Origin of the sequence: Microbacterium sp. NPDC056003 (assembly GCF_042274785.1) — a bacterium.
Taxonomy (GTDB): Bacteria; Actinomycetota; Actinomycetes; order Actinomycetales; family Microbacteriaceae; genus Microbacterium.
The window spans coordinates 219,566-240,981 of record NZ_JBHJXQ010000002.1 but is presented as its reverse complement, the minus strand read 5'-3'; the positions used below and the strand labels follow the sequence as shown (position 1 = coordinate 240,981).

Genomic DNA, 21,416 nt, shown 5'->3' with positions numbered 1-21,416 from the left:
TGGATAGACTCGACGAATGGAACTCGCCGTGTCGACGCACGCATTCTGGGCCGTGACGGCCGGCACGCGAACGCTCGGCGCCTGAGCGGGCAGGACGCGCCCGGCGTCCGAAGCTGAGTAGCCTTGATCCGAGCCACCTCCAGGAGAGTTTCCGTGACTGACGTGTCGTACCCCGCCGACGGGTTCGCCCTTTTCCCCGACCGCTCTGTGGTCGCCCTCCGCGTGAACGGCGAGCTGAAAGACCTCGCCACGCGGGTCGAGGACGCCGATGAGGTCGAACCCGTCATCATCGACAGCCCCGACGGGCTGAACATCCTGCGGCACTCCGCAGCGCATGTCCTCGCCCAGGCCGTCCAGCGCATCAACCCGCAGGCCACCCTCGGCATCGGCCCGCCGATCACCGACGGCTTCTACTACGACTTCGGTGTCGAGCACCCGTTCACGCCCGAAGACGTGAAGGCCATCGACAAGGAGATGCAGCGCATCATCCGCGAGGGGCAGCGCTTCGTGCGCCGCGTCGTCTCCGACGAGGAGGCGCGCGTCGAACTCGTCGACGAGCCGTTCAAGCTCGAGCTCATCGGGCTCAAGGGCGGCACGAAGGAAGCCGCCGAGGGGGCCTCCGTCGAGGTCGGCGCCGGCGAGCTGACGATCTACGACAACGTGGACCGCGACGGGCAGACGGTCTGGAAGGACCTGTGCCGCGGTCCCCACCTGCCGAACACACGCATGATCGGCAACGGCTGGGCGCTCCAGCGCGTCGCGGGCGCGTACTGGCGCGGCAGCGAGAAGAACCCGCAGCTGCAGCGCATCTACGGCACCGCCTGGCCTTCGAAGGACGAGCTGCGCGCCTACCAGCAGCGAATGGAGGAGGCCGCCAAGCGCGACCACCGAAAGCTCGGCAAGGAGCTCGACCTCTTCTCGTTCCCGGACGAGATCGGCTCGGGCCTGTCGGTGTGGCATCCGCGCGGCGGAGTCGTGCGGGGCGAGATGGAGCAGCACGCGCGTCGTCGCCATGTCGAGGGCGGCTACACCTACGTGTACACGCCGCACATCTCGAAGCAGGACCTCTTCCTGCAGTCCAACCACCTCGTCACCTACAAGGAGGGGATGTTCCCGCCCATCCACCTCGACGAGGAGCGCGACGAGGCCGGCGAGATCACCAAGGCAGGCGTCGACTACTACCTCAAACCGATGAACTGCCCGATGCACATCCTGATCTTCAAGGAGCGTGCACGCAGCTACCGCGACCTGCCGATGCGCCTCGCTGAGAACGGTACGGTCTACCGCAACGAGCTGTCGGGCGCCCTGCACGGGCTCACCCGCGTTCGCGGCTTCACCCAGGACGACTCGCACCTGTTCGTCACCCCCGACCAGCTCGAGCAGGAGACCACGCGCGTCCTCGAGTTCGTCATCTCGATGCTGCGCGACTTCGGGCTCGAGGACTTCGAGCTCGAGCTCTCGATGCGCGACGACGAGAAGGACAAGTGGATCGGCTCGGACGAGTTCTGGGACTACTCGACGAACGCGCTGCGCAACGTGGCGCACGCGAGTGGCCTCAAGGTCACCGAAGTCCCGGGCGAGGCCGCGTTCTACGGCCCGAAGATCGACCTGAAGACGAAGGATGCTATCGGCCGCACCTGGCAGCTGTCCACGGTGCAGGTCGACGTGAACCTGCCCGAGCGCTTCGAGCTCGAGTTCACCGACCGGGACGGCCAGAAGAAGCGGCCGATCATGATCCACCGGGCACTGTTCGGCTCCATCGAGCGCTTCTTCGCGATCCTGCTCGAGCACTACGCGGGCGCGTTCCCGGTGTGGCTGTCGCCGGTGCAGGTCGTGGGCATCCCCGTCGCCGACGACTTCGCCGACTATCTCGGTGAGGTCATCGCGCAGCTGAAGACCGAGGGCGTCCGCGCCGAGCTCGACCACAGCGACGACCGCATGCAGAAGAAGATCCGCACGCACACCACCCAGAAGGTGCCGCTCATGCTGATCGCGGGCGCGCAGGATCAGGCCGCCGGCACGGTGTCGTTCCGCTTCCGCGACGGCACACAGGAGAACGGTGTGCCGATCGCCGACGCCGTGCGCCGAGTGCACTCGGCGATCGCATCGCACGCTCTGGTGAACGGCGCCGAGGACTTCTCGTGACGGATGGCCGCCCGGGTGCGGACCCCGCGCTCATCGACGCGGCGACGCTCCCGGGTGTGCCGGACGGGTTCCAGCGCCTGTGGACCCCGCATCGCATGGCGTACATCAAGGCCGGGCCCGATCCGCTGCGCGAGACGTGCCCGTTCTGCGAGGCCCCGGACAAGTCCGACGAGGACGGGCTCATCGTGGCGCGCGGACGCACCGCCTACGCCCTGCTGAACCTGTTCCCGTACAACTCGGGCCACCTCCTGATCTGCCCGTACCGCCACATCGCGACCTACGACCAGGCCACAGATGAAGAGGTCGTCGAGATCGGCGCGCTGACGCAGCAGGCCATGCGGGTGCTGCGGACGGTGTCACGCTGCGACGGCTTCAACATCGGCATGAACCAGGGGAGTGTGGCCGGTGCCGGCGTCGACGAGCACCTCCATCAGCACGTCGTGCCACGGTGGGCGTCCGACGCGAACTTCTTCCCGATCATCGCGCGCACCAAAGCGCTGCCGCAGCTGCTCGGCGACGTGCGCCGCGCGGTGGCCGAGGCCTGGGCAGAGTGAGAACAGAGGAGCGGATGCCTCGGCCGAGGCATCCGCTCCTCTCTCATGCCACGCGGGTGACGTCGAACTGCATCCGCGGGCTGGCGTAGGCCTCCTGCGACTCGACGAGCTGCAGCTCGCGCTGTCCTGACGCGTGCGTGCGCTCGAGGAGGTCGAACACGCTCGACGTGGTGCGCGCGAGCGCGTAGGCCAGATCGCCCGTGCCCCGGTAGTGCGCCGTGAAGAGCGCCGCGGTGACATCTCCCGAGCCGTTGGCCTTCATCGGGATGTGCGGGGTGCGCACGATCCAGGCGCCGGAGTCGTCGACGGCGAGCATCTCGACGGTCTCGTCCGGCGCGTCCGGGCGCTCGACGCTCGTGACGAGCACGGTGCGCGGCCCGGTGGCACGGATGAGCTCGACGGAGGCGAGCGTCGTCTCGAGCGTGTCGGGCTGGGTGTCGGTGAGGAATCCGAGCTCGAACTGGTTCGGCGTGATGATGTCTGCCGCCGGTACGACCCGATCGCGCAACAGGATGGGGATCGCAGGGGCCACGAAGCAGCCGGACTTGGCGTTGCCCATCACCGGATCGCACGAGTACACGGCCGACGGATTGGCCTGCTTCACGCGCTGCACGGTGTCGAGGATGACGTCGGCGATCCCCTCGCCGCCCTGGTAGCCCGAGAGCACGACGTCGATCTCGGGGAACGCACCGCGCTCCTCTATGCCGAGGATGACCTCGCGCACGTCATCGGGGCTGATGAGCGGACCGCGCCATGCGCCGTAGCCGGTGTGGTTCGAGAAGTTCACCGTGTAGACGGGGAGGACCTCGACGCCGATGCGCTGGAGCGGGAAGACGGCGGCCGAGTTGCCGACGTGGCCGTAGGCGACGGCCGACTGGATCGAGAGGATCTTCACCGCTCGATCATCCCACCTCGGCCAGCACGGGCCGGCCGCGGGCTGCGCGGACCGCTGCCGCGAGGTCGGCGGCGAGCTGCTCGGCGTCGTCGTCTTCGAGATCGTGCACGGTCAGGCGCAGTCGTCGCGACGGCGTGCCCACCGAGAGGACGAACTCGTCGCCGGTGCGGGCGAGCCACCCGCGCCGCATCAGCTGCTCCGACACCGAGCGGGCCGGCGTCGGCAGCGACACCCACAGGTTGAGGCCGTCACCCGCTTCGGCGGGGATGCCGTGCGCGGTCAGCCGCTCGGCGAAGGCGGCGTTGCGCGCGGCGTAGTGCTCGCCGGCGTCCTCGATCGCCGCGACGGTGGCGGCGTCCGTGACCTGGGCGTGCACCAGGCGCTGCAGCAGATGGCTCACCCAGGTGGTGCCGGGCGTGAGGCGCATCGCGAGCCGGTCGGCGGTCTCGGGGTCGGACGCGGTCACCGCGAGGCACATGTCGGGTCCGAGGAACTTCGACACCGACCGCACGAGCGCCCACCGCCGGTGCTCCGGCCCGATGAGCGAGTGGTACGGGCGTCGCGAGAGCATCGAGAAGTGGTCGTCCTCGATGAGGAGCACGTAGGGGTGATCGCGCAGCAGTGCGCGCAGCTCGGCGGCACGGCGCTCGGAGAGGCTCGCGCCCGTCGGGTTCTGCGCGCGCGGGGTGCACACGACCGCCCGCACGCCGTCCTCGAGCGCCCGGCGCAGGCCGTCGACGGTCATGCCCTCGCCGTCGACCGGAACCGGCACGGGCCGGTAACCGCCGAGCCGGACGGTGTGGATGCTCGCCAAGAAGCACGGATCCTCGAGCGCGACCGCGTCGTCGCGCGTCAGCGCCTGGGCAAGAAGCCTCTCCACCGCGTCGGCCGCTCCGCTGGTGATGGTGAGGCGAGCGGATGCCGCGGCCGTCAGCCCCTCGGTCATCCACCGCTGCGCCCAGACCTCGAGGTCGGGATCGATCACAGGCTCTCCGTAGAGCACCGGCCGACCCGCGGCGCGCGCGAGTGCCTTCTCGAGCCGCGGGATCCGATCGGGATCGGGGTTGCCGGTCCCGACATCGCGCAGCACGCTGTCGGCGGCGAACCCCTCCTGGGCCACGGCGGCATGGTCGGCGACGTGTGTGCCTCCGCGTCCGCGCGTGACGATGACCCCCGCCTGGGTGAGCTGGCGGTAGGCGGCGACGGCGGTGTTGCGGTTGACGCCCAGCTCGTCGGCGAGAGCGCGCACCGACGGGAGCGGGTCGCCGGGGCGGAGCATCCCCCGCTCGATGAGGGAGCGGAGACTGTCCGCGATCTCCGATGCGGATCGTCCGCTGATCTCGAGGTCCATGGCACCGCCCTTCGCGGTCCGAGTCTAGGTCGCGGTACATGGTATCTTTTGGCCTAGGTCAAACCCGATCCACTCTCCGCCGCGCGATCGCGCGCGGCCCTCCGAAGGGAATCGCTGTGAGCACTGTCGATACGGGCACCAGACGCGTCAAGCGCGGACTGGCCGAGATGCTCAAGGGCGGCGTCATCATGGACGTCGTCACGGTCGAGCAGGCGAAGATCGCCGAAGACGCCGGCGCCGTCGCCGTGATGGCGCTCGAGCGCGTTCCGGCCGACATCCGCGCACAGGGTGGGGTGTCGCGGATGAGCGACCCCGACATGATCGACGGCATCATCGAAGCCGTGTCGATCCCCGTCATGGCGAAGGCCCGCATCGGCCACTTCGTCGAAGCGCAGGTGCTGCAGGAGCTCGGGGTGGACTACATCGACGAGTCCGAGGTGCTGTCGCCGGCCGACTACGTGAACCACATCGACAAGTGGGGCTTCACCGTGCCGTTCGTGTGCGGTGCGACCAATCTCGGTGAGGCGCTGCGGCGCATCAACGAGGGCGCGGCCATGATCCGCTCCAAGGGCGAGGCGGGCACCGGAGACGTGTCCGAGGCGACGAAGCACATCCGCAAGATCACCAGCGAGATCAACCAGCTGAAGTCGATGACGAAGGACGAGCTGTACGTCGCCGCGAAGGAGCTGCAGGCGCCGTACGACCTGGTCGCCGAGGTCGCCGAGACCGGCCAGCTGCCCGTCGTGCTCTTCGTCGCCGGCGGAGTGGCCACCCCGGCGGACGCCGCGATGATGATGCAGATGGGCGCCGACGGCGTGTTCGTCGGCTCGGGGATCTTCAAGTCGGGCAACCCCGCGCAGCGCGCCGCTGCGATCGTGAAGGCGACGACGTTCTACGACGACGCCAAGGTGATCGCCGACGTGTCGCGCGGACTCGGCGAGGCGATGGTCGGCATCAACGTCTCCGACCTCCCCGCACCCCACCGTCTCGCCGAGCGCGGCTGGTGATCGGAGCCGCGTCGTGATGGCGTCCCGGACCGCCGTCGGCGTCCTCGCGCTGCAGGGCGACGTCCGAGAGCATGCGCGCGTGCTCTCGGACCTCGGCGCCGACGTGGTGCTCGTCCGGCGCCCGGACGAGCTCGCGGCGGTCGAGGGCCTCGTGATCCCGGGCGGGGAATCGAGCGTCATCGACAAGCTCTCGCGCGCGTTCGGGATGCGTGAGCCCGTCCGGGCGGCGATCGCCGACGGGCTGCCCATGTACGGCACGTGCGCGGGCATGATCCTGCTGGCGGACCGGATCACCGACGGCATCGAGGGTCAGTCGACCTTCGGCGGTCTCGACGTGACGGTGCGGCGCAACGCGTTCGGCAGCCAGGTCGACTCGTTCGAGACCGATCTGGCGATCCCGGTGCTGGGCGATGAGCCCGTGCACGCGGTGTTCATCCGCGCGCCGCTCGTCGAGGAGGCGGGCGCGGGCGTCGAGAGGCTCGCCCAGCTCGACGACGGTCGGATCGTCGCCGTGCGCCAGGGCAATCTGATCGCGACCGCGTTCCACCCCGAGGTCACCGGCGAGGATCGGTTCCACCGACTCTTCCTCGATACCGTGCGCTCGGTCCGGAGCGCGAGCCGTCCGGCGGTACATTCGGTCGTATGACGCTCATCGACTCGCTGTCTCTGTCGCCGCGGTGCGGCTTCGAGTTCGCCCTCTGAGACGATGACGACCTGGGTCGCGCTCCTGCGGGGAGTGAACGTCGGCGGCATCACGATCCGCAACGCCGACCTCGCGGAGGTCTTCGCCGCGCTGGGCTTCGAGAGAGTGCGCACCGTGCTCGCCAGCGGGAACGTCGTGTTCGAGGCCGGGGGAGCGGCATCCGGTCGGGCGAAGCTCAAGACCGCGATCGAAGGGGCGCTGCGCACCCGCTTCGGCTATGACGCGTGGATCGTGCTCGTGACGCTGGGCGAGCTCGCCACCGCCGCGGACGGATTCCCGTTCGACGACACCGATGCGTCCCGGCAGCCCTGGGTGATCTTCTGCGTCGACGATGCGACGCGCGATGAGCTCGTGACCGCGGCGGCGCAGCTGGATGCCTCGGCCGATCCGGTCGCGCCCGGACCCGGCGTCGTGTACTGGAATCCCGTCAAAGGCACGACCGTGGACACGCCGTTCGCGAAGGTGCTCGCGAAGACCGCCTTCAAGCCGCGCACCACGAACCGCAATCTGCGCACCCTCCGGCGCATCCTGGGCTGATCGGCTCGACGACCGTCACGCACCGCTCGTCCACGCGGCACGCGACGGACGACGCAGGTTTAGAATGGTCAGCCGGTGGCCGGACCCCCAGCGAGGTCGGCCGCGGCCGGGCGGGAGAGCCGCCGCCGACCTGATCAGGAGAAGCATGTCCGGGCATTCCAAGTGGGCCACGACCAAGCACAAGAAGGCGGTCATCGACGCGCGCCGGGCCAAGTCGTGGGCCAAGCTCATCAAGAACATCGAGGTCGCCGCGAAGCTGGGCGGCCCCGACCTGCAGGGCAACCCCACCCTCTTCGACGCCGTCCTCAAGGCGAAGAAGACGTCGGTCCCGAAGGACAACATCGACCGTGCCATCAAGCGCGGCGCCGGCATCGGCGGCGAATCGGTCGAATACCTGTCGATCATGTACGAGGGCTACGGTCCCAACGGCGTCGCCCTCATGATCGAGTGCCTCACCGACAACAAGAACCGTGCGGCGGCGGAGGTGCGCACGGCGCTCACCCGCAACGGCGGCACGCTCGCCGACCCCGGCAGTGTCGCGTACAACTTCACGCGCAAGGGCGTCATCGTCGTCTCGGAGGAGGGCACCAGCGAGGACGACGTCATGATGGCGGTGCTCGAGGCCGGCGCCGAGGAGGTCGAGCCGCACGCGCAGGGCTTCGAGGTCATCACCGAGGCGACCGACCTCGTCGCCGTCCGCACCGCGCTGCAGGACGCGGGCATCGAGTACGAGTCGGCCGACGTCGAGTTCGTGCCGAACCTCAAGGTCGAGATCGACGCCGAGACGGCACGCAAGGTGTTCCGCCTGATCGACGCGCTGGAGGACAGCGACGACGTGCAGAACGTCTTCAGCAACTTCGACCTGAGTGCCGACGTCCAGGCCGAGCTCGAGAACGACGAGTAGGCCTCGGCCCCGACCGTGGCGCGCCTGGGGCGGGCCTGGGCGTGACGCGCCTAGCGTGGGGGAGTGACCACTCCTTCCGCGCGCGGTGTGCTGCGTGTCCTGGGCATCGACCCCGGGCTCACGCGCTGCGGCGTCGGCGTCGTCGACGTGTCGCCTGATCGCTCCGCGCGGCTCGTGCACGTGGGTGTGGTCCGTTCCGACCCCGGCGCGGCGATCGAGCAGCGGCTCGCACTCATCGCCGCAGGACTGCGTGCGGTCATCGACGACCACGCGCCCGAGGTGGTCGCCGTCGAGCGCGTCTTCGCCCAGCACAACCGTCAGACGGTGATGGGCACCGCGCAGGCGAGCGGTATCGCGCTGCTGGTGGCGGGGGAGCGCGGGCTTCCCGCGGCGACGCACACGCCGTCCGAGGTCAAAGCCGCCGTGACCGGCTACGGCGCCGCCGACAAGCGCCAGGTGCAGGCGATGGTCGCGCGGGTGCTGCGTCTCGATGCGCTGCCGCAGCCGGCGGACGCCGCCGACGCTCTGGCCCTCGCTCTCTGCCACGCGTGGCGCGGCGGACGAGCGGCGGCCGCGGCATCCGGTCCCCTCACTCCGGCGCAGCGTGCATGGGCCGACGCCGAGCGCCTCGCGCGGCGATGACGAGCGTGTCGCTCGAACAAACGTCCGAACGCACACGTAGGCTCGGAGCATGATCTCGTCAGTTCGCGGCACCGTGCTGCACATCGAGCCCGATTCGATCGTGGTCGAGGTCGGCGGGGTGGGGCTCTCGGTCGCCGTGACTCCGCAGGTCGCGCGCGCTGCGCACCTCGGCGAGCAGATCACGCTGCACACCAGCCTCATCGTGCGCGAAGACGCACTCTCGCTCTTCGGCTTCGAGGGTCGCGACGAACTGACCGTCTTCACGCAGCTCCTCGGCGTGACCGGCGTGGGCCCGAAGTCCGCGCTCGGCGTGCTCGCCACGCTCACCGTCCCGCAGATCGCCGACGCGGTGAGCGCCGACGACGACGCCCCGTTCCGGCGCGTATCGGGCATCGGCCCCAAGACCGCCAAGCTCATCGTGGTCCAGCTCGCGGGAAAGATCGTGGCCTCGCACCCGTCACCGGCGAGCCGGGCGGATGCCTCGGCCGCCGTTCCCGCGCAGGTGGTGCAGGCGCTCATCGGCCTGGGATGGTCGGAGCGTGTGGCCGCCGAGGCGGTCGAGTCCGTCGCCGGCGATGCGGCGCCCGCCGATCGTGCCTCGGTGCCGGCGCTGCTGCGGTTGACGCTGTCAGTGCTCGGCCCCGCACGGAAGGAGCCCGTCGGTGGATGACTTCCGAGACGCCGCCGAGCCCGCCGACGAGACCGAACTCGCGATCGAGGGTGCGCTGCGCCCGACCTCCCTCTCGGAGTTCGTCGGCCAGCAGAAGGTGCGCGGCCAGCTTCAACTGCTGCTCGACGCCGCGCGCATCCAGCAGCGTCCGCCCGACCACATCCTGCTGTCCGGTCCGCCCGGTCTCGGCAAGACGACCCTCGCCATGATCGTCGCCCACCAGAGCGCGCGCCCACTGCGGCTCTCGAGCGGGCCCGCCATTCAGCACGCCGGCGATCTCGCGGCACTCCTGTCGAGCCTCACGCCGGGCGAAGTGCTTTTCATCGACGAGATCCACCGCATGGCCCGTTCGGCCGAAGAGATGCTGTACCTCGCCATGGAGGACTTCCGCATCGACATCATGGTGGGCAAGGGCGCCGGCGCGACCAGCATCCCGCTCGATCTCGCGCCGTTCACGCTGGTCGGCGCGACCACGCGCTCCGGGTTGCTGCCGAACCCGCTCCGCGACCGCTTCGGCTTCACCGCGCACCTCGAGTACTACGAGCCCGAAGAGCTCGAGCAGGTCATCGCGCGGTCGGCGGTCATGCTCGGCGTCTCGGTGCCACCCGAAGCCCGCGCCGAGATCGCGCGCCGCTCGCGCGGCACGCCCCGCATCGCGAATCGCTTGCTGCGTCGCGTGCGCGACTACCTGATCGTCCACGGCGACGGCGAGGCCGCCGACACGGCGCTCGTCGACGCCGCCCTCGACCTGTACGACGTGGACTCGATCGGCCTCGACCGGCTCGACCGTGCCGTGCTGGACGCGGTCGTGCGACGGTTCCGCGGCGGCCCGGTCGGACTGGGCACGCTGGCGGTCGCGGTCGGGGAGGAGGCGGAGACCATCGAGTCGGTCGTCGAGCCCTACCTGGTGCGGATCGGATTCATGGGGAGGACCCCCCGGGGGCGCGTCGCGACACCTGAGGCCTATGCTCACCTGGGCGCCCGGCCTGCCGAATCGGTGCTCGACTTCGATGACCTATAATCGCTGGAGGCTTTCGCCTACCCTCCTCCTCGCAGGCAGCGCCGCCATGGTGTGTGCCTGACCCGAAAGGTCCCCTCACCTCCAATGAACGAGTTCTTCACCAACTACGGCCTCATCATCCTGCTGGTCGTGCTCCTGGTCTTCATGTTCTGGAGCTCGCGCCGTCGGATGGCGAAGCAGAAGCTCGAACAGGAGGAGCGCGCGCGCAACACCGTGCCCGGTGCCGAGGTGCTGCTGCAGGGCGGGCTGTACGGGACGATCGTGTCGTACGACCCCGAGAACCTCGACCAGCCGGCGGTCGTCGAGATCGCGCCCGGCGTCGACATCAAGGTGCACAGCCAGGCGATCCTCCGCGTCGTCACCGCGACCGTCGAGCAGCCCACCGAGGATGACTTCGTTCCGACGACCTCCGCGGCCGATGACGTCGTCGTCGAGCCGGCGCCTCTCGTGAGCGATGACGTCGCCGAGGGCCCCGCGAAGGCGGACTCCGACCCGGACTCCGACAGCGGCACCAAGCCCCAGGCCTGACCACCGGCCCCTCGGGGCTGCCTTCCAGAAAGCGGAATCAGTGGCGACTTCCACTCCCGTCCGGCATGCGTGGCGCGCGCTGACCGGTCTCCTCGTCATCACGGCGCTCCTTGCCGCGATCAACGCGCTCGGTGTCTACGTCTTCCAGCAGAGCTCCTGGACGCCGGAGCTCGCGCTCGACCTCCAGGGCGGCACGCAGATCGTGCTCGAGGCGCAGACCGAAGACGGCGCTGCTCCCTCCGAGGAGCAGATGAACCAGGCGGTCACGATCATCCGCCAGCGCGTCGACGCCTCGGGCGTCGGCGAGGCCGACGTCACCACTCAGGCGGGCAACCAGATCGTCGTGCAGATCCCCGGTCAGGCCGACGAGGAGACGCGCAACCGCATCGAGGCGTCCGCCCAGCTGCAGCTGCGCGCTGTGCTGTACACGGGTTCGCCGGCGACGTCGTTCGTGGGTGAGGACGGCAAGGAGACTCCGTTCCCGACGCCCGACCCGACCCTGCAGGCGACCCCGACCGCCGAGCCGACGAACGGCAGCGACCTCGCGTGGATCACGCCGAAGCTCCAGGCCGAGTTCCAGTCGTACGACTGCGCCGATCCCTCGAACGATCCGGCCAACGCACCCGCCGACCAGCCGCTCATCACGTGCGACCCCGCCGGCGAGATCAAGTACATCCTCGGACCGGTGGAGCTCGACGGGTCGTCGATCGACGACGCCAACTTCGGCCTCCAGCAGCAGAACGGGCTGTGGGCGGTGAACCTCCGGTTCGACGAGGAGGGCACGCGCATCTTCGGCGAGATCAGCCAGCGCCTGTTCGGTGCCGAGCCGCCCGTGAACCAGTTCGCGTTCGTGCTCGACGGGTACGTCCTCTCCGCGCCCTCGATGAACGCGGTGATCCTGGGCGGCGACCCGAGCATCACGGGCAACTTCACGCAGGAGACCTCGAAGGTCCTCGCCGATCAGCTGAAGTACGGCGCCCTGCCGCTGAGCTTCACCGTCGAGAGCTCGAACTCCATCTCGGCGACGCTCGGTTCGCAGCAGCTGCAGATCGGTCTGATCGCCGGTCTCATCGGCCTGGCGCTCGTGGCGATCTACTCGCTGATCGTCTACCGCGCGCTGGGCTTCGTGATCATCGCGTCGCTCGCGGTGATGGCGGTGCTGACCTACCTGACGCTGTGCATCCTCGCCTGGCGCATGGGCTTCCGCCTGTCGCTCGCAGGCGTCGCGGGCCTCATCGTAACGATCGGCTTCACGGCCGACTCCTTCATCGTCTACTTCGAACGCATCAGGGACGAGCTGCGGGACGGCAAGTCGATCACCAGCGCCGTCGAGGACGGCTGGAACCGCGCCAAGCGCACGATCTACATCTCCAAGTCGATCAACATCCTGGCGGCCGTCGTGCTGTACATCCTTGCGGACGCCACGGTGAAGGGCTTCGCGTTCACGCTCGGACTCACGACCGCGATCGACGTCCTGATCTTCATCCTGTTCACCCACCCGGTCATGCAGCTGCTCGCGCGAACCCGGTTCTTCGGCGGCGGCCACCCGTTGTCGGGACTCGACCCGACCGCGCTCGGCGCCGTCTACCGCGGCCGCGCGCAGTTCCGCGAGCCGGTTGCCGCGACCGCCACGACGGCAGCAGGGCGTCGCTCCGTGAAGTCGCGCGGCGAAGCAGTCCGCCGCCAGACCATCGCCGAGCGCAAGCAGGCTGAACTGGCCGCGGCCGATACCTCGAAACCCGGCACGACCGCCAAGGAGGGAGACGACTGATGCGCTCCATGAGCCAGTTCGGCAACGACCTCTACACCGGCAAGACCTCGTTCCCCTTCATCGGTCGCCGTCGCCTGTGGTTCCTCATCGCGGCGATCCTCGTGATCGGCTCCGCGCTGGTGCCGCTGTTCCGTCCCATCCAGTTCTCCATCGAGTTCACCGGCGGCTCCCAGTTCACCGTGAGCGGCGTGAGCACCCCCGTCGATCAGTCCCTCGCCACCGACGCCGTGCACAGCGTCGTCCCCGACGCCACGACGAAGGTGGTCACGATCGGCGACGACGCAGTGCGCGTGCAGACCGATCAGCTCGAGGATGCCGAGAGCCGCGAGGTCGCGACGGCGCTTGCCGACGCCTACGGCGTCCCCGAGAGCGAAGTCAGCGCGTCGTTCATCGGTCCCAGCTGGGGAGCCGACGTCACGCGCCAGTCGCTGTGGGGTCTCGCGATCTTCCTCGCGCTGACCTTCATCATCCTCGCGCTGTACTTCCGGACCTGGAAGATGTCGGTCTCCGCCATCATCGGCCTCGTGGACGTGCTCATCATCACCGTCGGCGTCTACGCGCTCTTCGGGTTCGAGATCTCGCCGGCGGCGGTGATCGGATTCCTGACGATCCTCTCGTATGCGCTGTACGACACCACGGTCGTCTTCGACAAGATCCGAGAGAACACCAGTGAAGACGGTGAGGTGTCGGGTCGCACGTTCGGCGAGTCCGTCAACCTCGCCGTCAACCAGACGCTCGTGCGAAGCATCAACACGACCGTCGTCGCTGTGCTGCCGACGGGAGCGATCCTGTTCATCGGCGCGCTGTGGCTGGGCGCCCAGACGCTCACCGACCTGTCGCTCTCGATCTTCGTCGGAACGATCGTGGCCGCCTACTCGACGATCTTCGTGGCCGCGCCGCTGTACTCGCTGCTGCGCGAGGGTGAGCCGGCGATCAAGGCGCGCGACGAGCGGGTCCTGGCGGCGCGCGAGCTGGCCCGGACGCCGGCCTGACGCGCATCCGCGCGGGCGTAGGATTGTGAGGTCCAGCGGAGGGGAGGGGTTCGGATGACCGAGACCGTCCCTCCCGCCCAGACCTCCTCGCTTCGCCGCCTCGTGCCGCGAATCTTCTCGCGGTCCGCCCGGCGCGACGACGTCGAGCAGCTTCTCCGCACGGTGCGCACGCACCACCCCAAGGGCGACCTCTCGATCATCGAGCGCGCGTACGCCGTCGCCGACAAGGCGCACAGCGGGCAGACCCGGCAGAGCGGTGAGCCGTACATCACCCACCCGCTCGCGGTCGCCCAGATCCTGGCCGACCTCGGGCTGGGGCCGAAGGCGATCGCGGCCGCGCTGCTCCACGACACCGTCGAAGACACCGGCTACGCGCTCGACGCCCTCACTGCGGAGTTCGGCGACGAGGTCGCGATGCTCGTCGACGGCGTCACGAAGCTCGACAAGGTCAAGTACGGCGAAAGCGCCCAGGCCGAGACGGTCCGCAAGATGATCGTCGCGATGTCGCGCGACATCCGTGTGCTGCTGATCAAGCTGGCAGACCGCCTCCACAACGCGCGCACCTGGGGCTTCGTGCCACCCGAGAAGGCGCGCAAGAAGGCGACCGAGACCCTCGAGATCTACGCACCCCTGGCGCACCGGCTCGGCATCCAGGCGATCAAGTCCGAGCTCGAGGATCTCTCGTTCGCGGTGCTGCACCCGAAGCTGTACGCCGAGATCGAGAGCCTCGTGAAGCAGCGCACCCCGCAGCGGGAGCAGTACGTGCAGAACGTGATCGACGCCGTCGACACCGACCTGCGCGAGCTGCGCATCCGCGGCCGCGTCATGGGCCGTCCGAAGCAGCTGTACTCCGTCTACCAGAAGATGGTCGTGCGCGGCCGCGAGTTCGACGACATCTACGACCTCATCGGCATCCGCATCCTGGTCGGCAGCGTGCGCGACTGCTACGCGGTCCTCGGTGCGATCCACGCACGCTGGACGCCGCTTCCCGGGCGGTTCAAGGACTACATCGCCACGCCGAAGTTCAATCTCTACCAGTCGCTGCATACGACCGTGATCGGTCCGGGCGGGCGCACCGTCGAGATCCAGATCCGCACCAACGAGATGCACCAGCAAGCCGAGTACGGCGTCGCCGCACACTGGAAGTACAAAGAGCGGATGAACGGCGGCAAGAGCGACACGAAGGCGCTCGACACCGACATGGCGTGGCTCGCGCACATCTCCGACTGGCAGGCCGAGACCGCCGATCCCGGGGAGTTCCTCGACTCGCTGCGGTTCGAGATCGGCGCGAAAGAGGTGTACGTCTTCACGCCGAAGGGACGTGTCATCGGGCTCCCTGCGGGCGCGACACCGGTGGACTTCGGCTATGCCGTGCACACCGAGGTGGGCCATCGCACGATGGGCGCCAAGGTCAACGGGCGTCTCGTTCCGCTCGAGTCCGAGCTGAAGAGCGGCGACGTCGTCGAGGTGTTCACGTCGAAGAACCCGGACGCCGGCCCCAGCCAGGACTGGCTCGGCTTCGTCAAGAGCACGCGCGCACGGAACAAGATCCGCGGCTGGTTCACCAAGGAGCGGCGAGAAGAGGCCATCGAGCAGGGCAAGGAGTCCATCGCACGCGCGATGCGCCGCCAGAACCTGCCGCTGCAGCGGCTGATGAGCCAGGACTCGTTCACCGAGGTCGCCCACCAGCTCCGCTACGAGGATGTCTCGGCGTTGTATGCAGCGGTCGGCGAAGGTCACGTGTCGACGCAGTCCGTGATCGAGAAGGTCACGGCGCTGGTCAGCGCCAACGACACGAGCACGGGTCCGATCGAGCTGCCCGGGGTCGGCCGCCCACGTCAGCCGCGCAACGGCGACAGCGGGATCCTCGTGCGCGGAGCACCCGACATCCTCGTCAAGCTCGCGAAGTGCTGCACGCCCGTGCCCGGCGACCAGATCATGGGGTTCGTGACCCGCGGCAGCGGCGTGTCCGTGCACCGGGCGGACTGCACGAACGTCAAGTCGCTGATGGACGACCCCGAGCGTCTGATCGACGTCGAGTGGGCGCCGACGACCAAGAGCGTCTTCCTCGTGCAGATCCAGGTAGAGGCGCTCGACCGCTCCGGCCTGCTCAGCGATGTGACGCGCGTGCTCAGTGAGCATCACGTCAACATCTTGTCGGCGTCGGTCTCGACATCGAGCAACAGGCTGGCCCTGAGTCGCTTCGTGTTCGAGATGGGTGACATCGTGCACCTCGACCGCGTCCTCAACGCGGTGCGCCGGATCGACGCCGTGTACGACGTCTACCGCGTCACGTCGTCGTAGCAGCCTCGGCGGCGGCGAGGCCGCGCAGCAGGACGATCGCGCCGCGCTTGTGGGGGAGCGCCCCCGCATCGAGTCGTGCGATCGCCGCGTCGACCAGGTCGCCCCGGCCCATGGCGAGCAGACGGGCCGCGCGCGTGTGCGCGTCGTCGCCTACGCGGCAGAGATCTTCGAGAGTGCGCACCGGAGTCGTCACGCGCACTCCGCCGACGGTCACGAGGTCGGCAGGGTCGACGGCCAGGTCGCGGTAGACGAGGCGGCGACTGGGCACGCGATGCAGCCGCCGCGGCACGGCGCGCTGCACGGTGTGCGGGGAGGGCGGCTCGGAGAGAACTCCGTGCACCCATGCGGCGGTGAGGTGCGTGGCGGCGAGGGTGTCGCCCAGCAGGCCGGTCAGCGAACCGGCGCGCAGAGCCCGCGTCTCGACCGCGTCGGCGGGGATGTAGGCGTCGCCCAGCTCGACCACGTCGCCGTCCAGACGCGCCGCCATGAGCTCGGCGAGCGACAGACGGTCATCGACGAAATAGAGGAACGGCGAGGCCATAGCGGCAGTGTGCCGCACCGATCCACGCACGCGGCACCGTTCCCGCCGGGCTGTGGACAACCCGGCGGGAGACGAGATCGTGGGTCAGCCGCCGACGGCCTTCAGCCACGCCTTGCGAGCGTTGAGCGCGTCTGTCGCGTCGGCGATGGCCTTCTTGTCGCCGGACTTCTTCGCGGCGGCCAGCTCCGCCTCGAGCTTCTCGATCGCGTCGGTCAGCTGACGCGTCATGTCATTCGCGCGCGCCTTGGTCTCTGGATTGTTGCTCTTCCAGTCGGCGTCCTCGCGCGTGCGCAGGGCCTGCTCGATCTTGCGCAGGTCGTCGTCGAGCGAGCGCTCCGCGTCGCGCGGGAAGATGCGCCCGATCTCGTCCCAGCGACGCTGGATTCCGGTGAGCAGCGTGCGTGCCTTGCCGAGGTTGCGCTCATCGGCGACCGCTCCGGCCTCGACGAGAAGCGCGCGCTTGGCCTCGATCTTCTCGCGGGATGCCTCGGCGTCGGCGGCCTCTCGTTCGACGCGCGCCCCGTACAGGGCGTCACCGGCTGCCTTGAAGCGCACCCAGAGGGCGTCGTCGACCTTCTTCCCGGCGCGGCCGGCGGTCTTCCACTGGTCGAGGAGCTCGCGGTAGGCCGGGATGCCGTCCTCGCCCTTCGGGGCGAGCGCCTCGGCCTTCTCGACGAGTTTGGTCTTACGCTCGCGAACGCCCTTGTGAGCCTCGTCGAGCTCTGCGTAGAACTCTCGGCGGTGCTTGTCGACGGTCGAACGCGCGTCACGGAACCGCTTCCACAGCTGCTGGGCGGTCGACTTCGGCAGGCGGGGGCCGTTCTGCTGCTGGGACTGCCACTGCTCGAACAGCTCGTTCAGCTCGGCGGTCGCCTGCTTCCACTGCACCGTGCGGGGGTCGCGCGCAGCGAGGGCCTCGGCCTTCTCCACCAGCTCGGTGCGAGCGCGGACCGCCTCGTCGACGGCCTCGCGCGCGGCTGCGGCTTCGGACTCGGATGCCGCGGCCAGCGTCTCGGTCAGTGCGGCGACGCGCGCCTCGAGGCCGGCCAGGTCGCCCACGGCTGCCGCGCCGTCGAGCTTGGCGGACACGGCCTTGGCAGCGGCGCGCAGGTCGGAGGCCGACGCGCCGCCTCGGCGCCGGCGCACCTCGAGGAGGGTCACCTCGCTCGCCAGATCGGCGTACTTGCGCTCGAAGTAGGCGAGAGCCTCCTCAGGAGAGCCATCGGGGAACTGCCCCACCACGCGCCACGTGTCACCTTCGCGCACCGACACCGTGCCGTCGTCCTCGACGCGACCCCAGGGCTCGCTCGGCGCGGCGACCTGCGCCGCGGCCGTCGCACGCGGGCGCGGCGTCGGCACCGGCGCTGCCGGGCGTGCCGGCGCGGACGTCTCGGGCCCAGCGGTCTCGCCCTCGGTTGCGTCAGATGCGGCGCCAGCAGCCTCGGCGTCGGGGACCTCCGCCTCCGCGGGCGTTTCGGCGCCCGCTGCCTCAGCCGCCTGAGCCGCTTCGACCTCGGGCGCGCCGGACTCGGCCTCGGTGACGGCGTCGTCGCCGTCGGGCCGGACGTTCTCGGAGGCCTCCGTCGCGGGGACGTCGGCGTCGACGACCTCGGGCTCGGGCTGGGTGTCTGCGGTCGAGGGACCGGTGGACTCGGGAGTGGACTCTGCTGCAGCAGTCACGGGATGCACCTCATCGCGGCTCGCGCCGCCTGTGGGGGGTTGGACGGCTCCCAAGCCTAGTACGGGGATCCGTCTGCTCAGATGCCCGGACGGCCGCTTTCTACGGCGTCGGAGTGGGTGTGACGCTCGGGGTGGGCGTGTTCGTCGGCGTCCCCGTGTCGGTGGGGGTAGGCGCGGGCGTCTCGCCGGGGTTCATGCTCTGCGTCGGCTCGGGCGCGGGGGCTCCGGGACCGCTGACGAAGTACGCGGTCTGGGCGGCGAGGACGCCGACGACCAGCAGGCCACCCGCGATGCCTGCGACGAGGTTGTCGCGGGTCCGGCGGCGAGACTGTCCGTTGTGGAAATCCACACGCGCCTGGTACAGCCGTGCACGCTCCCGCGCCTCGCGCGAGCCGCGATCCTTGCCACCGTTAGCCACGGAACCTCCTCCGCTCCGGGTCGGTTCCCGGGCCGGGTTGATCCTATGGTGCCGTTTCACCGGCGGCAAAACGCCGGCCGCACCCGCCGTCGCAGGCGCGGGCTAGCCTGGGGCGGTGACTTCTCCGACCGCGCTCTTCCAGGGGCAGACGCCCCTTGCGGTGCGGATGCGTCCGACCTCGCTCGACGAGGTCGCCGGGCAAGGACATCTCCTTCGTCCCGGATCGCCTCTGGTCACGCTCGCGAATCCCGAGGCGGCGGCCCGCGCGGCGACATCCGTCATCCTCTGGGGGCCGCCGGGGACGGGCAAGACGACGCTCGCGCAGGCCATCGCCCGCTCCTCCGGGCGCCGTTTCGTCGAGCTCTCCGCGGTGACGGCCGGCGTGAAAGACGTCCGCGAGGTGATGCAGGAGGCGCTCACGCAGCGCGACCTCTACGGACAGTCGACGATCCTGTTCCTCGACGAGATCCACCGGTTCACGAAGGCGCAGCAGGATGCGCTGCTGCCGGGCGTCGAGAACGGCTGGGTCGTCCTGATCGCCGCCACGACCGAGAACCCGTCGTTCTCCGTCATCTCGCCGTTGCTCTCCCGCTCGCTGCTCCTGACGCTCAAGCCGCTCACCGACGACGACCTGCGCCTGCTGATCGATCGCGCGGTCACCGACGCCCGGGGTCTCGCCGGGGCTGTGGCGCTGACGGATGAGGCCCGCGATGCGCTGGTGCGCCTGTCGTCCGGCGACGCGCGTCGCGCGCTCACCGCGCTCGAGGCGGCGGCCTCCTTCGCCGAGCCCGCCGACGACGAGGCCGAGGGCGCCGAGGGCTCCGAGCCGCCGCAGATCACGCCCGAGCACGTCGCCCAGGCGGTCGACCGCGCGCTCCTGCGCTACGACCGTCAGGGCGACGAGCACTACGACGTCATCAGCGCGTTCATCAAGTCGATCCGCGGTTCCGATGTCGACGCTGCGATGCATTACCTGGCACGCATGATCGAAGCGGGCGAGGACCCTCGCTTCATCGCCCGTCGCCTGATCATCTCGGCAGCCGAAGACATCGGACTGGCCGACCCCCAGGCGTTGGGGATCGCGGTCGCCGCCGCCGACGCCGTGCAGCTGATCGGCATGCCCGAGGGGCGCATCCCGCTCGCCGAGGCGACGGCGTACCTCGCCACGACAGCGAAGTCGAACGCCGCCTACCTCGCGATCAACGCCGCGATCGCCGATGTGCGGGCCGGCGGCTTCGGTCGGGTGCCGGTGCATCTGCGCGACGCGCACTACCCGGGCGCGAAGCGCCTCGGCCACGGCAAGGGGTACGTCTACCCGCACGACTCCGAGGTGGGCGTCTCGCCGCAGCAGTACCTTCCCGATGAGCTGCGCGGCCGCCGCTACTACGAGCCCACGAACCACGGCCAGGAGCGCGATGTGCAGGCGCGGCTCGAGAAGATCCGGCGCATCCTCGCGGGGGAGCGCTGAGGCGCGGCATCCGCTCGGCCCGTCCTCGAGCCGCCGTCTGATAAACTTGACCGGCTCGAAACACAGTTTTCGGGCATCCTCTCTCTTCTTCACCGACCTTCCGGCATGCCCCGGCGTGCATCCGGACAGGGCGAAGAGACCGAGATACGTCCGCGAGCCGTGATCGACATGGCCGCGTCATCGAAAGGAACGCTTCGTGGCAACGAAGTCCCAGGACCGCCGCAAGGTCCGTCTCTCCCGCGCTCTCGGCGTGGCCCTCACCCCGAAGGCCGCCCGCTACCTCGAGAAGCGTCCGTACGCTCCCGGTGAGCACGGCCGCACCAAGCGCAAGCAGGACAGCGACTACGCCGTCCGTCTGCGTGAGAAGCAGCGTCTGCGCGAGCAGTACGGCATCCGCGAGAAGCAGATGCGCAACACGTTCAACGAGGCCCGCCGCACCCAGGGCCTGACCGGTGAGAACCTCGTCGAGCTCCTCGAGATGCGTCTCGACGCCCTCGTGCTCCGTTCGGGCTTCGCCCGCACGACCGCACAGGCGCGCCAGCTCGTCGTGCACCGTCACATCCTCGTCGACGGCCAGCTCGTCGACCGCCCGTCGTTCCGCGTGAAGCCGGGTCAGCTCATTCACGTCAAGGCCAAGAGCGAGGGCACCGAGCCCTTCCAGGTCGCAGCCGCCGGCGGCCACGCCGACGTCCTGCCGCCCGTTCCGGGCTACCTCGAGGTCGAGCTCGACAAGCTCCAGGCCCGTCTCGTGCGTCGCCCCAAGCGCGCCGAGGTCCCCGTGGTCTGCGACGTCCAGCTCGTCGTCGAGTACTACGCGGCCCGCTAGGGCCGCGCCCGGAGGCTGCGCGAAGCGCCGCGTCCGAAACAAGCTCTGCGCGATGGTTGTGCGAGATCGTTCAGTGCCAGGCGCGAAGGGCGTCGGGGATTCCCGACGCCCTTCGTCGTTTCCGCCTACGATGGTGGGATGCCGCGCCCCGCGGCTCCGCGAGGAAGTGGTGACATGAAGAACGTGCTGTGGTTCCTGTTCGGCATCGCCGGCGGGTTCGTCGTCGCACACCTCATGAACAAGGACCCGCGAGGACACGAGATCCTCGCCGAGGTCGACGCCCGCATCACGGAGTTCACCGACCGCATCGGCGATGCGTATCGCGAGCAGGAGTCCCGCATCTCGGGCCTGGCCGACGATGTGAAGGACGCCGCAGCCGACGTCGCCGAGACGGCCCGCGCCACGGCGGCCGGCGCCGCCGACGCCGCGGCCGATACGGCGAACAAGCTCACCGACTGA

General features: G+C 69.6%; 21 protein-coding genes. 16 read left to right on the top strand and 5 right to left on the bottom strand.

Annotated elements, in window-relative coordinates; translation table 11 throughout:
• The first annotated feature begins 153 nt into the window (after nucleotides 1-153).
• A complete protein-coding gene (thrS, locus tag ACFC1W_RS10460; RefSeq protein WP_241110673.1) occupies nucleotides 154-2,145 on the top strand; it encodes a threonine--tRNA ligase in 1,992 nt (663 codons plus the stop codon).
• On the top strand, nucleotides 2,142-2,699 hold the full coding sequence (locus ACFC1W_RS10455; RefSeq protein ID WP_241110672.1) for an HIT domain-containing protein: 558 nt from the start codon (nucleotides 2,142-2,144) through the stop codon (nucleotides 2,697-2,699). Before thrS ends, ACFC1W_RS10455 begins: the two co-directional genes overlap by 4 nt.
• A 43-nt stretch (nucleotides 2,700-2,742) precedes the next feature.
• Here ACFC1W_RS10455 and pdxY read toward each other — a convergent pair whose 3' ends face one another.
• A complete protein-coding gene (pdxY, locus tag ACFC1W_RS10450) occupies nucleotides 2,743-3,594 on the bottom strand; it encodes a pyridoxal kinase PdxY (RefSeq protein ID WP_375992017.1) in 852 nt (283 codons plus the stop codon).
• A gap of 7 nt (nucleotides 3,595-3,601) precedes the next feature.
• Entirely contained in the window at nucleotides 3,602-4,945 is a 1,344-nt protein-coding gene (locus ACFC1W_RS10445; protein WP_375992014.1) for an aminotransferase class I/II-fold pyridoxal phosphate-dependent enzyme, read from the bottom strand.
• Between the two features lie 116 nt (nucleotides 4,946-5,061).
• Here ACFC1W_RS10445 and pdxS point away from each other — a divergent pair, with 116 nt between their 5' ends.
• The 11 genes from pdxS to ACFC1W_RS10390 all read left to right on the top strand — a co-directional run bounded on the left by pdxS (nucleotide 5,062) and on the right by ACFC1W_RS10390 (nucleotide 16,024).
• Nucleotides 5,062-5,952, top strand: a complete 891-nt coding sequence (gene pdxS / locus ACFC1W_RS10440; RefSeq protein ID WP_375992011.1) for a pyridoxal 5'-phosphate synthase lyase subunit PdxS — start codon at nucleotides 5,062-5,064, stop codon at nucleotides 5,950-5,952.
• Between the two features lie 16 nt (nucleotides 5,953-5,968).
• Nucleotides 5,969-6,598, top strand: a complete 630-nt coding sequence (gene pdxT, locus ACFC1W_RS10435) for a pyridoxal 5'-phosphate synthase glutaminase subunit PdxT (RefSeq protein WP_375992008.1) — start codon at nucleotides 5,969-5,971, stop codon at nucleotides 6,596-6,598.
• Nucleotides 6,599-6,658: 60 nt separating this feature from the next.
• A complete protein-coding gene (locus tag ACFC1W_RS10430) occupies nucleotides 6,659-7,192 on the top strand; it encodes a DUF1697 domain-containing protein (protein ID WP_375992005.1) in 534 nt (177 codons plus the stop codon).
• A gap of 145 nt (nucleotides 7,193-7,337) precedes the next feature.
• Nucleotides 7,338-8,096 carry a YebC/PmpR family DNA-binding transcriptional regulator gene (locus tag ACFC1W_RS10425; protein WP_241110667.1) on the top strand — a complete coding sequence of 253 codons (759 nt, stop codon included), beginning with the start codon at nucleotides 7,338-7,340 and terminating at the stop codon, nucleotides 8,094-8,096.
• Between the two features lie 63 nt (nucleotides 8,097-8,159).
• Nucleotides 8,160-8,738, top strand: coding sequence for a crossover junction endodeoxyribonuclease RuvC (ruvC, locus tag ACFC1W_RS10420; RefSeq protein ID WP_241110666.1), 579 nt, complete (start codon nucleotides 8,160-8,162; stop codon nucleotides 8,736-8,738).
• A gap of 49 nt (nucleotides 8,739-8,787) precedes the next feature.
• The gene (gene ruvA / locus ACFC1W_RS10415) at nucleotides 8,788-9,408 is read left to right on the top strand and encodes a Holliday junction branch migration protein RuvA (RefSeq protein ID WP_375992001.1); all 621 of its coding nucleotides are present in this window, start codon (nucleotides 8,788-8,790) and stop codon (nucleotides 9,406-9,408) included.
• Nucleotides 9,401-10,429, top strand: coding sequence for a Holliday junction branch migration DNA helicase RuvB (gene ruvB / locus ACFC1W_RS10410; RefSeq protein WP_375991998.1), 1,029 nt, complete (start codon nucleotides 9,401-9,403; stop codon nucleotides 10,427-10,429). The genes ruvA and ruvB overlap by 8 nt, the downstream gene beginning before the upstream one ends.
• A gap of 84 nt (nucleotides 10,430-10,513) precedes the next feature.
• Nucleotides 10,514-10,957: a preprotein translocase subunit YajC gene (gene yajC, locus ACFC1W_RS10405; protein WP_375991996.1), complete on the top strand. Its 444-nt coding sequence runs from the start codon at nucleotides 10,514-10,516 to the stop codon at nucleotides 10,955-10,957.
• Nucleotides 10,958-10,997: 40 nt separating this feature from the next.
• On the top strand, nucleotides 10,998-12,728 hold the full coding sequence (gene secD, locus ACFC1W_RS10400; protein WP_375991993.1) for a protein translocase subunit SecD: 1,731 nt from the start codon (nucleotides 10,998-11,000) through the stop codon (nucleotides 12,726-12,728).
• Nucleotides 12,728-13,720 (top strand): protein translocase subunit SecF, encoded by a 993-nt coding sequence (secF, locus tag ACFC1W_RS10395; RefSeq protein ID WP_375991991.1) that lies wholly within the window; start codon nucleotides 12,728-12,730, stop codon nucleotides 13,718-13,720. The genes secD and secF overlap by 1 nt, the downstream gene beginning before the upstream one ends.
• Before the next feature lie 54 nt (nucleotides 13,721-13,774).
• Complete coding sequence (locus ACFC1W_RS10390) at nucleotides 13,775-16,024, top strand: bifunctional (p)ppGpp synthetase/guanosine-3',5'-bis(diphosphate) 3'-pyrophosphohydrolase (protein ID WP_241110660.1); 2,250 nt, start codon at nucleotides 13,775-13,777, stop codon at nucleotides 16,022-16,024.
• On the opposite strand, the gene ACFC1W_RS10385 is transcribed toward ACFC1W_RS10390, so the two are convergent.
• From ACFC1W_RS10385 to ACFC1W_RS10375, 3 genes are all read right to left on the bottom strand, one after another.
• A complete protein-coding gene (locus ACFC1W_RS10385) occupies nucleotides 16,011-16,565 on the bottom strand; it encodes a type IV toxin-antitoxin system AbiEi family antitoxin (protein WP_375991988.1) in 555 nt (184 codons plus the stop codon). The two genes, ACFC1W_RS10390 and ACFC1W_RS10385, sit on opposite strands and share 14 nt — an antisense overlap.
• 84 nt (nucleotides 16,566-16,649) lie before the next feature.
• On the bottom strand, nucleotides 16,650-18,245 hold the full coding sequence (locus ACFC1W_RS10380; RefSeq protein ID WP_375991985.1) for a DUF349 domain-containing protein: 1,596 nt from the start codon (nucleotides 18,243-18,245) through the stop codon (nucleotides 16,650-16,652).
• 100 nt (nucleotides 18,246-18,345) lie between these two features.
• Nucleotides 18,346-18,663 carry a dioxygenase gene (locus ACFC1W_RS10375; protein ID WP_375991982.1) on the bottom strand — a complete coding sequence of 106 codons (318 nt, stop codon included), beginning with the start codon at nucleotides 18,661-18,663 and terminating at the stop codon, nucleotides 18,346-18,348.
• Between the two features lie 166 nt (nucleotides 18,664-18,829).
• Between ACFC1W_RS10375 and ACFC1W_RS10370 the strand changes: the two genes are divergently transcribed.
• From ACFC1W_RS10370 to ACFC1W_RS10360, 3 genes are all read left to right on the top strand, one after another.
• Nucleotides 18,830-20,131, top strand: a complete 1,302-nt coding sequence (locus tag ACFC1W_RS10370; RefSeq protein WP_375992880.1) for a replication-associated recombination protein A — start codon at nucleotides 18,830-18,832, stop codon at nucleotides 20,129-20,131.
• A 196-nt stretch (nucleotides 20,132-20,327) separates the two neighbouring features.
• Nucleotides 20,328-20,957, top strand: coding sequence for a 30S ribosomal protein S4 (gene rpsD, locus ACFC1W_RS10365; protein WP_191766437.1), 630 nt, complete (start codon nucleotides 20,328-20,330; stop codon nucleotides 20,955-20,957).
• A 174-nt stretch (nucleotides 20,958-21,131) separates the two neighbouring features.
• A complete protein-coding gene (locus ACFC1W_RS10360; protein WP_375991979.1) occupies nucleotides 21,132-21,416 on the top strand; it encodes an ATPase in 285 nt (94 codons plus the stop codon).